The following is a 15,440-nucleotide window of genomic DNA, read 5'->3' as shown; positions in this document are numbered from 1 at the left end:
TCTTGTGATTCTCATTGCGTCTCCAGTTCATCGAGCAGTGCGTCGATGGCGCTCGCTGCATCGTGCGCGCCGCCCGCTGCATCGCGTTGCGCGAGCGCGGCATCGATGGCGGCGGCGCAGCGCCCAAGCGTGCGTTCATCGAAGAGCGTGCGCAGCGGGAGCGTGAGCGACCAGTGCAGGTTGGCCTGCGCGTTGGCTTGCGTCGCGAGCAGCGAATGGCCGCCCAGCGCGAAGAAGTCGTCGTCGCGGCCGATGGCTTCGAGATTCAGCACGCGTTGCCAGATCGCGGCGAGTTCACGTTCTGTCTGCGTCTGCGGCGCTTCCGCGTTTCGCTGCGTGCGCGTCGGCGCGGGCAGCGCGTTGCGGTCGCACTTGCCGTTCGGCGTGACAGGCAACACGTCGAGCGCGATCACGTGCGCGGGCACCATGTAGGCGGGTAGTTGCGAACGCAACGAATTCAACACGGCGGTTTCATCGAATGCATCGGGCGCGGCGCAGGCGATGTAACCGATCAACTGCTCGTCGCGCACGATGACCACCGCGTCGCGCACGTTCGGCTCCGCGCGCAGCAGCGCTTCGATCTCGCCCGGCTCGATGCGTTGTCCGCGCAGCTTCACTTGCGTATCGATGCGGCCGAGGTAGTCGAGCGCACCATCGTCGCGGCGACGCGCGAGATCGCCCGTGCGATAAAGACGCGCGCCCGCGACAAACGGATCGGGCACGAAGCGTTCGGCGGTCAGCGACGCGCGCCCGAGATATCCGCGCGCGAGGCCCGCGCCGCCGAGATACAGCTCGCCGATGCCGCCAGCGGGAACCGGATGCAGCGCCGCGTCGAGCACATGCAGTTGCAGATTCGCGATCGGATGACCGATCGGCACCGACGATTCTTCGATATCGCGCGCACTACACGTCCAGTGCGATACATCGATCGCGGCCTCGGTCGGGCCATAGAGGTTGTAGAGCCGCGCGTCCGGCAAGAGCCTTGCAACACGCGCGACGAGTTCCGGCGCGAGCGCTTCGCCACTCGCGACGATTCGCTCGATGCTCGCGCAGCGATGCGCATCGCCGAACTCGTCGATATGCGCGACGAAAGCCGCGAGCATCGACGGCACGAAGTGCAGCGTGCTTACGCAATGCGTTTCGATCGCCGCGACGAGCCGCGCCGGATCGCGATGATCGCCGGGCGCAGCAATGGCGAGCTTCGCGCCCGTCGCGAGCGGCCACACGAATTCCCACACGGACACGTCGAAGCCGAACGGCGTCTTGTGCAAAACGACATCGTCGCGCGTGAGGCGATAAGCGTTCTGCATCCACGCGATGCGGTTCGCCAGCGCGCCGTGCGTGTTGCCCGCGCCTTTGGGCTTGCCGGTCGAGCCGGATGTGTAGATGAGATACGCGAGCTGCGCATCGGCGACTTCGACGGGCGTTGCGAGCGTCGCGTCGTTCTGCATGAGTGCGGCGGTATCGAAGACGCGCGCATCCGAAGCAACGGCTTGCACACGTTCACGCAGATGCGCTTGCGTCAGCACGACGGCGGGCTTCGCATCGTCGAGCAGATATGCGATGCGTTCGGCCGGATAATCCGGATCGATGGGCAGATACGCCGCGCCTGCCTTCAACACGCCGAGCAGCGCGACAACCATCTCGAACGAACGCTCGACGCACAACGCCACTGCCGAATCCGGTTCGATGCCCACGCTCACGAGCGCAGCCGCGACGCGCTCCGCGTGTTCGTTCAACTCGGCATACGTCATGCGTTTCGACGCGCTATCGCCAACGCTCATCTCAAGCGCGATGGCATCGGGCGCGGCCTTCGCCATGCGTTCGAATTGACGATGCAGCGGCGCGCGTTCGGCCTCGCTCCACTCGCGCGCGGTCGCGTTGAAACGGGCGGCGTCTTCGGCAATGGAGATCGCACCGAGCGGCGCATCGGCGTTCGCGGCGAATGCATCGAGACACGCGGACAGCGCGCGATGCAGCGCCGCCACGCGCGATTCATCGAGACGTGCCGCGTCATATCCGTAATCGATGACGATGGATTCGCCCGCTTCCACCACGAGCGTCAAGGCGAAGTCGGTCGCTTCGATATTGCGCAGATTGCGAATCTTCAACGCGCGTTCGTCGCGGCCGGCCCAGGCATCGTCGACGGGATAGTTTTCGAACACGACGAGCGTGTCGAACAGCGCACCGCCGCCCTGGCCCGCCCAGCGCTGGATCTCCGCGAGCGGCGTATGCGCGTGTTCGTTGGCTGCGGCGTTGTCCGCTTGCAGTTCGCGCAGCCACGCGGACGCGGCACGTTGCGGCAGCGGCGCGGTGATCACCGGCAGCGTGTTGATGAAGAGGCCCAGCACGTCGTCGATATCGGCGAGCGCGTCTGGGCGGCCCGCCACCGTTGCGCCGAACGCCACGCTCGTCCAATGCGTCGTGCGCTGCAAGGCCACTGCCCACGCGCCTTGCACGAGCGTGTTGAGCGTGACATGCAAGCGGCGCGCGGTGTCGGTGAGACGCGCGGTCGTTGCGGCATCGAGCGTCGCGCGCCACATGCGGTGATCGTCGAGCGAAGGTCGATCGCTCGCTTCGCGCTGCGCGATGCGCGTCGGTTCATCGAGACGCGAGAGACGTTCGCGCCAGAACGCTTCGTCTGCCTGCACATCGCGTGCGCCGAGCCACGCAATGAAGTCGCGATAGCGCGTCTTCATCGAGTGCGCGGCGAAAGGCTGCGCACGAGGCGGCTCGATGTAATCGCCCAACACGTCCGCGAACATGCGCGCGGTGCTCCATCCATCGAGCAGCAGATGATGACGCGTCCACACGATGCGCCAATCCTCATTCGTGAGGCGAATCAGCGTGACGCGCATTAAAGGCGGCGCCGTAAGCTCGAAGCCGCGCGCGCGGTCTTCGGCGAGCCACGTTTCGAACGCAGCCAGCGCATCGTTTCGATCGCGCCAGTCGAGCACATCGAAGGGCATGCGTGCCTGGCGATGCACGATCTGCATCGGTGCGGCCTCGTCGGGCGTGAAGCCGGTACGCAGAATGTCGTGGCGCGGCACGGCCGCCTCGAATGCCGCGCGCAAGCGATCGACGTCGGGCGCGATCAGCGTCGCCGCTAGTTGGTTCACATACGTCGATTGCTCCGGCGCGAACAGCGAATGGAACAGGATGCCCTGCTGCATCGGCGACAGCGGATAGATATCGGCGATGCCGCGCAAATCGAACGGCAGACGCTGGAGCGCCGCTTGCGTCAGACCGCCATCGCGTGCGAGCGGAAAATCGCCAGGCGTCGCGCCTGCGCCTTTGATCGCGATGCGTTCGGCGCACGCGCTCGCGATATCGGCCAGCGCACTTTCGAAGCGCTGCGTGAGGGCTTCGACCGTCGCGCGTTCGAGTTGCGTCGAACCATAGACCCAATGCAGTTTGAGCGTGCGTTCGTTGCTATCGTCCACGTAAGCGTGAATCGCGAGCGAATTACCGAGCGGGCCTGATGGATCGCGCTCGCAGCCCGCGCCGCCGAAGCGCGGCGTGAAAGCGGCATCGTGCGCGTTCTGTGTATCGAACTGACCGAGATAGTTGAAGGTCACACGCGGACGCGGCAATGCGTCGAGCGATGCGCGGGTCGCGTCGTCGCCGTAATGGCGCAGCACGCCGAAGCCGAGGCCTTTATGCGGCACCGCGCGCAGCGTGTCCTTTGCACCGGCGAGCGTCGCGACGGGCAATGCTTCCACCGGCACCGTTAGCGGATAGTGACTCGTCAGCCAGCCGAGCGTGCGGCTCGCGTCGATATCATCGAAGAGCGCTTCACGGCCATGTCCTTCCAGCTCGATACGGCATGTCTTGCCGATCGCATGCGCGAGCGCGGCGATCAGCAGCTCGATCGTCTGCGTGCGATACGCGGCGTTCGCATCGGCGAGCACGGCGCGTGTGAGCGCGACATCGAGCGTCTGTTCGATGACGGCGGCATCGGCGTTCGTCGCCTTCGCTTGCGGATGATCGAGCGCCAGGTCATCGCCGGATGCGAGCATCGTGGTCCAGTACTTCGCTTCGCCGGCGAAGGGCGATGGCGATTGCGGATCGCGCGCCGCCTTCGCAAGCCGCGCAGCCCATTGCGAGGCCGTTGCACCGGTGCGCGTGAGGCTCGCGATACCACGCGTTTGCGCGGCGCGATACGCATCGAGAAGATCGTCGAGCAGGATGCGCCACGACACGCCATCGACGATCAGATGATGTATCGCGAGGTAGAGCTTCGTGCGCCCGTCGGGCAGCGAAGCGGCGAGCGCGCACGCGAGCGGGCCGCGTGAAATGTCGAGTGTGCGCTGGATCGCATCGAATTGCGCGAGCGCGTCGGCTTCGTCATGCGCGGCGACGGCGGCGAGCGGCAGCGTGTCGAATGCCTTCCCGGCCTGCACGATGCGCCATGCGTTCGTCGCGCCGTCACGCTCGAAGCGTTGCCGGAAGATCTCGTGATGCGTAAGCAGCGCATCGAAGGCGCGCGCGAAGGCATCGAGATCGAACGATGCATGCGCGTCGCATTCGATCGACTGATTCCAGTGACCGCGCTGCGGAATATCGAGCGCGAAGAAACGCAATTGCGCGGGGGTCAGCGTCGCGGTTTCGCCTGCATGCTTCGTTGCGACAACGGGTGCTTTCGCTTCGGCCGTCTCGATCGTCTTCGCGACGCGCGCGAGTTGCGCGACCGTCGCATTGTCGAAGATCTGCTTGGGCGTCGCGCGCAGGCCGCGCTTGCGCAGACGCGCGATGATCTGCAGCACGAGAATAGAATCGCCGCCGAGCTCGAAGAAGTTATCGTCGCGGCCGATACGCTTCGCTTTCAGCACGTCCCTCCAGACCGATGCAATCGCTTCTTCGACTTCGCCTTGCGGGGCATCGCTCGATGCCGCGGATTCGGCCGGCTTCATCGCGATATCGCGCAGCGCGGCGCGATCGATCTTGCCGTTGGCCGTCACCGGCAGCGCCTCGAGCACGGCGATCGTCGCAGGCACCATGTAGTCGGGCAAGCGTTCGGCGAGCGCGTCGCGCAGCGTGGTTTCGTCAAGCGCGGAGCCGCTCACGAACGATGCGAGTTGCAAACGGCCATCGCGATCGATCGGCAAGGTCTCGGCCTGCGCGACGCCTTCCATTGCACGCAGCGCCGAACTCACTTCGCCAGGCTCGACGCGATAGCCGCGAATCTTGACCTGATCGTCGAGACGACCGAGGAACGCGATGCGTCCATCGGCGAGCAGACGCACACGATCGCCCGTGCGATAAAGCAGCTCGCCGTGCGCGAAGGGATGCGGCACGAAGCGCTCCGCAGTGGCCGCCGCACGTCCGAGATAACCGCGCGCGACGCCGGGTCCGCCGAGATACAACTCGCCGATGCCGCCCGGCGGCACGCATGCGCCGGATGCATCGAACACATAGGCGCAGGCGTTCGGCAACGGACGGCCGAGCGGCGCGCCTTGCGCGTTGCGTTCACGGTCGGCGAATGCGGATGCCTCGCACGCGATCGCGCCGACCGTCGCTTCGGTCGGACCATAGTGATTGATCACGCGACACGATGGCTTCAACGTCCTCACACGTTCGACGAGCGACCACGGCAAGGACTCGCCGCCGGTCACGAGCGCATGCGAAGGCAATACGTCGGCGGGATGCTGCGCTTCGAGCAGCGCGTGCAGATGACTCGGCACGATCTTCAGCACGCCCACTTCGCGCGCGCGCATCTCGGCGGCGAAGCGGTCCGGATCGAATGCGCATCGAGCGGGCAACAAATGCAGCGTGCGTCCCGAGCACAGCGCGCCGAAGAGCGTCGTGTGACCGAGATCGGCGGCGACGGTAGAGACCATCGCCATCGATGCGCCCGGTGCAAACGCGAACTCGTCGAGCATGCCTTGCACGTAATCGGCGAGCGCGCGATGCGAGACCGCGACGCCCTTCGGCATGCCTGTCGAACCCGACGTGAAGATGACGTATGCGGTTTGCTGCGGCGCGGGCTGCACGCGCTGCATGGCGGCATTCGCGAGCGATGCATCGTGCGCGAGCGCATCGACATCGAGCAATTGCGCATGGCCGAGTGTGCGCGGCGCGTTGTCGTCCTTCATCGCCACGAGCGCGAGACGCGCGCCGCATGATGCTATCGCGGCATCGAGACGTTTTTGCGGCATCGCCGGATCGAGCGGCACCGCGTATGCGCCCGACTTCATCGCCCCGATCAACGCGACGACGAAGCGCACCGAACGTTCGATGCACACCGCCACCGCATGCTCGGCTTGCGCGCCTCGGTGACGCAGCGCGAGCGCGATGCGGTTCGATGCGTCGTCGAGTTCGGCGTAGCTGATTTGCGTGTGCGCGTCGGCGAGCGCGATGCGATGCGGCGTCGCGCTCGCTTGTTGCGCGATCAGCTCGAGGATATCTTCGGCGGCGAAGGTCAGCGCGCGGCCGCGTTGCATATCGCGTTGCGTCGTGCAATCGAGCGATGCGATCGAACGGGAAGGATCGCGCACCGCATCATCGACGAGGGACGCGAAGCTCGCGAGCCATGCGTGCGCGGTGGCGTCATCGATGCAATCGCGCGCGTGGGCCGCGACGAGTTCGATACCGTGTGCATCGTCGGTGAAATCGAGCGCGAAATCGAAGCGCGCCGCGAGATCGGGGCCGGGCGTCGCGATCGCCGATGCGTTCGGCAAGGCAGCCATCAACTGTGCATCGAATTGCTGGGCGAACTTCACGCGCAGCCATTCGTCACCACGCGCGACGGGCGGCTTCACTGCATCGAGCACGCGATCGAAGGGCACGTCCTGATGCGCGAATGCATCGAGCGCATGCGTGCGTACATCGCAGATCAAATCAGAAAACGTTCGATGGCAATCGACGCGCGCACGCAACGCCAGCGTATTCAGGCACAGCCCGATGAGCGATGCAGTCTCGGGCCGCTGACGATGCGCGACCGGCGTCGCGACGACGAAATCGTTTGCGCCGGTCAGCCGATTAAGCCACGCATCGAACGCGGACAACAACACGACGAACGGCGACGCATGCTTGTCGCGCGCGAGTTCACGCAACGCGTTCGATGTCGCGATGGACAAACGCAACGACGCACGTCCACCGCGATGATCGCGTTCAGCGGGACGCGCGCGGTCATAAGGAAGCGCCAGCGCCTCGGGCGCCGCTTCGAGCGCCTTGCGCCAGAAGCGCAGTTGACGCTCGCCTTGCGCGCTATCGACCAGATCGCGCTGCCATTGCGCGTAGTCCGCGTACTGAATCGGCAGTGCGGGCAGCGACGGCGCGTTACCCCGCACGTAAGCGCCATATGCGTGCGCGAGCTCTTCGAAGACGATGCGCGAGCTGTAGCCATCGGTGATCGCGTGATGCGCGGCCAGCATCAGTCGATGTGATTCATCGCCTGACGATACGAGCGTCGCGCGCAACAGCGGACCCTTCGACAGATCGAACGCGTCGCTCGCGTGACGTTGCGCAAGCGCTTCCATATCATCGGCTGCATCGACGCTCACGCGCGCGATCGTCACCGGCAACGAAGCGTGAATGCGCTGCATGACGATGCCGTCTTCGTTCTCGACGAGCGTCGTGCGCCACGCCTCGTGACGCTCGATCACATGATCGAGCGCGCGCTGCAACGCGTGAGCATCGAGCGTGCCGTTGATATCCCAATGACCGGCGATGTGATACGCCGAGCCCGCGCCGCGCGTCTGCGCCAGCACCCAGAAGCGTTGCTGTGCGAACGACGCCGGTCGATCGATATGGCGCTCATGCACCGGCGTTGCGCGTCTGACGATCACCGTATCGCTCGTCTCCACATCGCTTGCATCGATCAACGCGGCGAGTGCTTCCAGCGATGGATCGTCGAAGATCGCATCGAGACGCAGGTTCACGCGCCAGTCGATGCGAATCGCCGCTTGCAACTGCATCGCCGCGAGCGAATCGCCGCCACGCTCGAAGAAGCGATCGGCACGGCCAATGGGCGCGGCATCGTCGAGAATGCGTTGCCAGGTCTGCGCGAGACGTTGCTCGGTATCGGTCGCGGGTTCGATGTAGTCCGCATCGCGCACGGCCGACGCCGACGCAACCTGGGCCTTCAACGCATCGCGATCGAGCTTGCCGTTCAACGTATAAGGCAGACGTGCGAGCCGCACATAGCGATGCGGCTGCCACGCTGCGGGCAAGTGTTCCGCGAGATACGTCTGCAATGCGCCGTCGCTCGCAGCTTCATGATCGACGACGAGACAGGCGGTTAGTTGCGAGCGGCCATTCGCCGATTCGGCGAGCACGGCGGCATCGCGAATCGATGGATGCGCGCGCAAACACGCAGCAATTTCGGCAGGCTCGACACGCACGCCGCGAATCTGCACCTGATCGTCGATGCGTCCGAGATAGTCATAAGCGTCATCGGCACGTTCACGCGCGAGATCGCCCGTGCGATAGATGCGCGCGCCTGGTTCGCCCGAAGCGTCCGGCACGAAACGCTCGGCGGTCAGCGCCGCGCGTCCGTGATAACCGCGCGCGATGCACACGCCGCCGAGCAGCAACTCGCCTTCATCGATGCGCGCAACACGCGGACCGATCACGCGCCCGATGGGCAGCGACGCGTATGCGTCGGCATCGCTCAGATCGGGCGTGACGTGCGGCTCGACGGGCCACAGCATCGGCGAGATGACGGCTTCGGTCGGCCCGTAACCGTTGATGAGACGTTGCGCCGCGAACACGCGCCGCACGCGAGCGAACGCTTCGCGCGACAGCGCCTCGCCGCCGAATGCGAGCACGCGCAACGTGGCGGGCACGCCCTTGCGTTCGGCAAGCGCCGCGAATTCGCGCAGATACGCGGGCGGAAACGCCGCGACGTTCACGCCTTCGCGTTCGATCAACGCATGCGCGGCTTCGGGCGCGAACGGCGGCGGCGCCGTGATGACGACGCGCGCGCCGGCCGCGAGCGGCGCGAGCCAGCATTCGTGCGCGGCATCGAAATTGACCGATGCGAAATGCAGCAAGCTATCGCCCTCGCCGATGCAAAGCGCTGCCGCGAGCGCGTCGCAATGCGCGGCGAGCGGACCATGCTCGACGACGACGGCTTTCGGTGTGCCCGTCGAGCCCGACGTGTAGATCATGTACGCGGCGGCGCGCGGATGCACGGGCGCGTCGTCGTCGAGCGCGGGCGCATCGGCGGGATCGTGATGGACATCGAAACATTGCGCGAAGCGTGCGCGCATCGCATCGCCGGCGGTGGCATCGACGATACCGTGCGCGAGGCTCGCATCGTTCGCGATCCAGTCGAGGCGCGCGGCGGGATGATGCGGATCGAGCGGCACGAACACGCCGCCCGCCTTCAGCACGGCAAGCAGCGCGACGAACAATTCGCATGAGCGCTCGACGCACACGCCGACGCGCACTTCCGCGCCGACGCCCGCCGCGCGCAGTCGCGCCGCGAGCCGGGACGCGCGGGCGTCGAGTTGGCCGCGCGACAGACGCGCGTCGTCGTGAGCGTTGAATGCGAGCGCGGGCGCATCGGGTCGAAGGCGCGCAAGGTGCTGGATACGAAGATGCAGCGCGGTCGGGAAACTCGTCATCGGCATGAATTCCTTCGGTTCTGACCGCATCGGAAAAAGCTGCGGCGTGAACAGTGGGCCGCTGAAAGTGCGGCTTCACTCGGGATGACGAATCGCGCGAAAAAATTTTTACCGCTTTTCATGCGCTAAAGATTCGCCGTGCTGAAACGTCTCTATGTAGAGGTGCGTTCAGCACCGCCATTCCGACTTAAGCGATGCCCTGCCAATGACTGCTATCAACGAGCCTTTAGATTCCTCCGCCACGCACAAGCCCGCGGCACGCCTGATCCTTGCGCTGCTCAGACGCTCGCGCGGCGCGTTCGCGACCGCGCTCGTCGCCTGTGTGATGAACGGCATCGCGAGCGTGATGCTCGTCGCGACGCTCAATCGCGCGCTGTCGACGCCCTCTTCAGCCGATGGCGCGCTCGCATGGCGCTTTGCGTTGTGCGCGGTGATCGCGCTCTTCACGCGCGTGATATCGGGCGTGCTGTTCGCGCGGCTCTCGCAGGACACGATGGCGCAGTTGCGCGAACACGTCGCGCGGCGCGTGGCGGCGGCGGAGTTGCGCGATGTCGAGCGCATCGGCGCGGCGCCCGTCCAATCCGTCTTGACCGACGACGCCACCAACGTGTCGATGCTCTTCTTCGCGTTGCCGAACATCGTCATGCATGGATCGATCGTGTTTGGCTGCCTCGGCTATCTCGCGTGGCTGTCGTGGCCGGTGTGCCTGCTCGCGCTCGCGGCCATCGTCACGGGCTCGCTCGGTTATCACCTCGGCGACAAGCGCGCGATCGCATCGCTCGAAGCCGCGGGGCAATCGCAGGACAAGCTCTTCGGCTATCTCGGCGCGTTGTTCGCGGGAGCGAAGGAACTGAAGCTGCATCGCACGCGCTCGCAACAGTTCGTCGAGGGGCAACTGGGCGCGGCCATTGGCGAAGTGCGCGATCATCGCCGCCGCGCGTTCAGCGCGTATGCGGTCGGCGTGGGCTGGATCATTTTTCTGTTCTACGGCTTTCTCGGCGCGGCCGCGTTCTGGCCCACGCTCGGCGTGCGTGCGGATGCAGGCGCGACCGCGGGCTATGTCGTCGTGTTTCTCTTCATGCTCGTGCCGCTCGATGGCTTGCTCAACAACATTCCCACGCTCAACGCGGCGCGTGTGTCGCTTGCGCGCATCGAGAAGGTGATGGCGGAGTTCGGCAGTCTGCGCGTGCATGCAGCGCCGGTTTCGCCGACACACGATGCGAGCTTCGAAACGCTCACGATGCGCGGCGTCACGCACTCGTATTTTCATGAGCGCGACGAGCGCATGTTCAGGATCGGTCCCGTGGATCTGACGTTCAGGCCGGGCGAGCTCGTGTTCATCGTCGGCGGCAATGGCAGCGGCAAGACGACGCTTGCGAAGGTGCTGACTGGTCTCTATGAGCCCGAGTCGGGCGTGATCGAGGTCGATGGCAAGGCAGTCAATGCCGATACGCGCGCGGCGTATCGCGAGCGCTTCACGGCCGTGTTCAACGACTTCCATCTTTTCGATGCGCTGCTCGGCATCGTCGATCCCAACGATGCATCGCGCGCCGCCGCCGATGCGCGCGCGAATGCGCTCGTCGCACGGCTCGCGCTGGATCACAAGGTGAAGGTGATCGATGGCGCGTTCTCCACGCGTTCGCTTTCGACCGGGCAGCGCAAGCGGCTCGCGCTGGTGGTCGCTTATCTGGAAGACCGGCCGCTCTATCTTTTCGATGAATGGGCCGCCGATCAGGACCCGGCGTTCAAGGCGGTGTTCTACGAGCAGTTGTTGCCCGAGTTGCGCGCGCGTGGGAAGACGGTGATCGTCGTGACGCATGACGACCGGTATTTCTCGATTGCGGATCGGGTGCTGAAGCTGGAGAACGGGATGGTGGTGAACGAGACGCGCAGCGGGGTGAGGTCGGCGGTGGTGGATTTGCCGGGTAATGGGACGATGGGTTGAATGAGGAACGGGGCGCGAAGCCCCGTTTTTTCGTCATTGCTTGGGCAACGCCAGCAACTTCTCGGTAATCACATCCCCGAGCCTCAACGCGGACATCGGCCCGCCGAATCCCCATATATTCGGCTCGACGAGCGTCACGCGCCCTTTCTTCTTCGCGGGCACGAAGCGCCATACGGGCGAATCGAGTTTCGTATCGATGGCCACATCAGCACCCGATGTCGTCACGAACAGCACGGCCACGTCCGGCTGCTTCAGAAAGTCCGCCGACGTCACATACACCGTGCCCTCGCGCGTCGGCTTTTCCGGCCACAGACGAACGCCGAGCGCGCGCGCCACGCCCGCCGCCGTGCTGTTGCCCGTATAAGCCCAATACCGGTCGGGCAAGCCGAGTTCCTGCAACAGCGCGAAGCGCGTGCCCGACAATCCCGCTTCTTTCAGACGCGCCGCATCGCGCGCAAGTCCCGCATCGAGTTTCACATCGGCGTCGCGCGCTTGCTGCTCACGTCCCGTCATGCACGCGATCGTGTGAAAGATGCTGCGTGTCCATTCGAGCTGCGTGCGCGCGCCGTTGCCCTTGCCGTTCTGTACGTCGGGACTGAACTGGAAAAGCACCGTCGGCGCAATGCGATCGAGCGCCGCGAAAATCGGCGCATGGCGATATCCCACGCCGATGATCAGATCCGGCCGCGTCGATGCGATCGCTTCGAGGCTCGGCTCCTGACGCGTGCCGACCGTCGGCACGCCCTTGAAGCGCGCGCGGTCGTAGCCGATCCAGCTGTCGTAATACTCGGGATCGACCACGCCGACAGGCGTCATGTCGAGCGCCGCCACGTCTTCCGCGAACATGAATTCGAGCACGACGATGCGCTTGGGATGCGCGGGCATCGTCGTGCTGAACTGCGAAACGGTCGGATTGCCGGCGAGCGGCGCGCATGCTTCGCTTTCATCGGCGAATGCATGTCGGCCCGCCAGCGCGATGCACACACACGCCGCAAGCGACACCGCGCGCTTCAGCGGACGGCGTCCTGCAACGCGAGTTCGTCGTCGTGCATCGTCAAAAGCAGCGGGCAGCTTGCGCACAGTTGCGTCTCTCCAGGAATCTCATAGCGCACGCAGCACACGCGGCGCGCGCGGAACGGTTTGGGCAGCAGCGGTGAACGCGGCGTCGTATCACGAATCGGCGTGCGCAGCGGGTTGTCATCGGCGGGGCGAAAGAGCCAGGTCGCGTCGATGTCCGAATCATTCAGAATCGACGGGCAATTCGCGAGCAGATAATCCAGCAGATTGCCCGCGTTGCTCCACAGCACGCGCGGCGCGATCTTGGTCATGCCCGCGATCATGCCGATCACGCTATCGAGATGCGCGACGAGACTTGCATAGCGCCGCGCGGGATCGGCGTCGGGCGTGTGCAATGCATCGGCATCGAAATGAAGCGCGGCGGGCATGCCGTCCTTCAGCACGAGATGCGTGCGTTCCGGCGACATGTCGAGCGGACGGCCGAGCAGCCGCGCCGCCGCCACGCCCGCGGGCGCGGCAAGACCAAAGTAGTATTTGCTCCACTGCGACAGCAACGCGCGTGCGTGCAGCCGCGCATCGCCGCCGTAGAGCGCGGTCATCGCGGCGAGCAATGAACCGCGATGATCGGCGAGCGAAGTCAGCGGAATGCGCACGGCGTTATCGCCGAATGATTCGTCCGGCATGCCGAGCCACACGTTTTGCAGATACGGCGCAAGCTCGGGCGGCGCAAACGCGGCGAAGCTGCGCGCTTCAGGCTTCATCGCGCGCGGCCTCGTCCTTTGTCACGGCGCGTCTCCATCACGAGCAGCGCCAGCATGTACGGCGCGCCGATCAGCGCGGTCAGCACCCCCGCCGGAATCTCGCGCGGCGCGAGCAGCGTGCGCGCGGCGAGATCGGCGGCGGCCAGCACCAGCGCGCCCAGCAACGCCGCAAGCCAGAGCCGCGTGCCGTGCGAACGCGCGCCGAGCATCGTCGCGAGATGCGGCGCCATCAGACCGATGAATCCGACCGGTCCCACCGCCGCGACCGCCGCGCACGCCGCGAACGTCGCCACGGTCAGCACGAGCGGACGCAGCAACGCGATAGGCAGCCCGAGCGCGGACGCCTGATCGTCGCCGAGCGCGAGCAGATCGAGCGGGCGCGCGATCAGCGCGAGCACCGGCAGCGCGAGCAAGCACCACGGCAGGATCGTCGCGACTTCGCCCCAGCTTCGCCCATACGTGCCGCCGACCAGCCACACGACGAAGCGCGCCGGCTGCACGCTCTGCTGCGTGATGAGCCATTGCGCGAGCGTCGTGCACAGCGTACCGATGACGATGCCCGTCAGCGCCACCGCGAGCGGCGCGTATCGATGCCGTCGATTGAAGAGCAGCGTGAGAACGAGCGTCGCACCGCCGCCGGCGAGCGCGGCCGCGGCGAGAAAGAGATGACCGGCGAGCGGCCAGATCATCAGCGCGGCGAGCGTCGCGAGTCCCGCGCCTTGCGTCACGCCGAGCACTTCGGGACCGGCGAGCGGATTGCGCACGATGCTCTGCATCAGCACGCCGCTTGCCGCGAGCAACGCGCCCGCGAAGAGCGCGCACAGCAAGCGCGGCACGCGCAGTTCGAGCAGCATGCGGGCGATGTCGTCGCGATGTGCGAGCGCATCGAGCCAGCGCACGGGGCCGAGCATCGTCGGACCGATGGATGCGCCGGTCACGAGCACCGCGCATCCGATGACGACAAGCAACGCCGCAAGCGCGGGCCACGGCAGCGCGGACAACATCCGCACCATGCGCAGGCCGCGCTTCGCCGCTTCGCTCGCCTGGCCCGCATGCAGCGCGCCGGACCACGCCGCGCCGCTGCGGATCATCGCGAGCATCAGCGGTGTGCCGACGAACGCGATCGCGACGCCCGTCGACAAGGTCGAATCGAGATCGAGCGCGAGCACGGCGCTGTCGGTGGCGAGCACGAGCGCGCCGCCCGCGAGCGCCGATAGCGGCACCAACGCCGACAGCTTCGACGACTTCGCGCCGCGCATCATGCGCAGCAGATTCGGCGCGATCAGTCCGACATACGACAGCGGCCCCGCGATCGCCACCGCGACGCTCGCGAAGCCGACCGCGACGGTCATCGCGAAGAGACGCGTCGCATCGACGGACACGCCCGCGGCTTTGGCGGCGTCGTCGCCGAGTGCGAGCGGATCGAGCGGACGGATCACGAACGGCAACGCGGCGAGCGGCAACACGAGCCACGCAAGCGCCGATATCAAGCCCGACGCGCCCGGTTGATACAAACTGCCGCTCGCCCACAACGACGCGCCGACTACCGTCTGCTCGAACAGGGCGAGCAGGAGCGTCGAGATCGCGGAAAAGAGCAGCATGCACACGCTGCCCGCGAGCACGAGCCGCAACGGCGTCGCGCGCCAGCCGCCCGCAGCCGCCGCGACGCAACCGGCCGCTGCTAATCCGCACACGAACAGCAACGGCACCGACGCCGCGCCGACGATCTCCGGCGCAATCATCGCCGCGAGCAGGCCGAGTTGCGCGCCGCCGGTGATGCCGAGCAGGTCGGGCGCGGCGAGCGGATTGCGCGTCAACGCCTGAAAGAGCGCGCCCGCGACCGCGAGACAGCCGCCCGCGACGAGCGCCGCCGCGACGCGTGGCGCGCTCAGATCGAAGAGGAAAACATGCGCGAGTTGAGCGGCATCGCTGCCTTTCGGCGCATCGAGCCATGCGCGGAACTCCGGGCCGAGACGCCACGCGGCGAGACCGAGAATCAGCGCGATCAACGCAACCCCGATCGCGCCGACGCGATTGCTCGCAGCCACGCGATGCGGCGATGCCTCGGCGGAAACGAGCGTCGTCATGCGGCTTTGCGTCCGACGATCAGCTCGATCACGACCGACACGCGTTGCCAGAACGAAG

General features: G+C 66.2%; 5 protein-coding genes. 1 reads left to right on the top strand and 4 read right to left on the bottom strand.

All coding sequences use genetic code 11. The annotated features are described in order from the left end of the window. Positions 1–11: 11 nt before the first annotated feature. Positions 12–9,572: a non-ribosomal peptide synthetase gene (locus NCS28_RS25615; RefSeq protein ID WP_250516572.1), complete on the bottom strand. Its 9,561-nt coding sequence runs from the start codon at positions 9,570–9,572 to the stop codon at positions 12–14. Positions 9,573–9,777: 205 nt separating this feature from the next. Here NCS28_RS25615 and NCS28_RS25610 point away from each other — a divergent pair, with 205 nt between their 5' ends. Next, positions 9,778–11,517, top strand: a complete 1,740-nt coding sequence (locus NCS28_RS25610; RefSeq protein ID WP_250516571.1) for a cyclic peptide export ABC transporter — start codon at positions 9,778–9,780, stop codon at positions 11,515–11,517. A gap of 33 nt (positions 11,518–11,550) precedes the next feature. Here the strand turns inward: NCS28_RS25610 and NCS28_RS25605 are convergent, their stop codons facing one another. From NCS28_RS25605 to fhuB, 3 genes are read right to left on the bottom strand one after another with little or no spacing between them, the layout of a single operon-like run. Continuing rightward, complete coding sequence (locus tag NCS28_RS25605) at positions 11,551–12,597, bottom strand: ABC transporter substrate-binding protein (protein ID WP_502801235.1); 1,047 nt, start codon at positions 12,595–12,597, stop codon at positions 11,551–11,553. Next, a complete protein-coding gene (fhuF, locus tag NCS28_RS25600; protein WP_250516570.1) occupies positions 12,528–13,295 on the bottom strand; it encodes a siderophore-iron reductase FhuF in 768 nt (255 codons plus the stop codon). The genes NCS28_RS25605 and fhuF overlap by 70 nt, the downstream gene beginning before the upstream one ends. After that, positions 13,292–15,382 (bottom strand): Fe(3+)-hydroxamate ABC transporter permease FhuB, encoded by a 2,091-nt coding sequence (gene fhuB / locus NCS28_RS25595; RefSeq protein ID WP_250516569.1) that lies wholly within the window; start codon positions 15,380–15,382, stop codon positions 13,292–13,294. The genes fhuF and fhuB overlap by 4 nt, the downstream gene beginning before the upstream one ends. Positions 15,383–15,440 lie beyond the last annotated feature (58 nt).

It is taken from the genome of Caballeronia sp. INDeC2, assembly GCF_023631325.1.
GTDB lineage: Bacteria > Pseudomonadota > Gammaproteobacteria > Burkholderiales > Burkholderiaceae > Caballeronia.
The sequence above is the reverse complement of the archived record's forward strand: the minus strand, read 5'-3'. Positions and strand labels throughout refer to the sequence as shown.

Excerpts from the sequence above, each read along its gene's own strand:
- fhuB (WP_250516569.1), bottom strand. The coding sequence starts at position 15,382 with ATGACGACGCTCGTTTCCGCCGAGGCATCGCCGCATCGCGTGGCTGCG.
- fhuF (WP_250516570.1), bottom strand. The coding sequence starts at position 13,295 with ATGAAGCCTGAAGCGCGCAGCTTCGCCGCGTTTGCGCCGCCCGAGCTT.
- NCS28_RS25615 (WP_250516572.1), bottom strand. The coding sequence starts at position 9,572 with ATGACGAGTTTCCCGACCGCGCTGCATCTTCGTATCCAGCACCTTGCG.
- NCS28_RS25610 (WP_250516571.1), top strand. The coding sequence starts at position 9,778 with ATGACTGCTATCAACGAGCCTTTAGATTCCTCCGCCACGCACAAGCCC.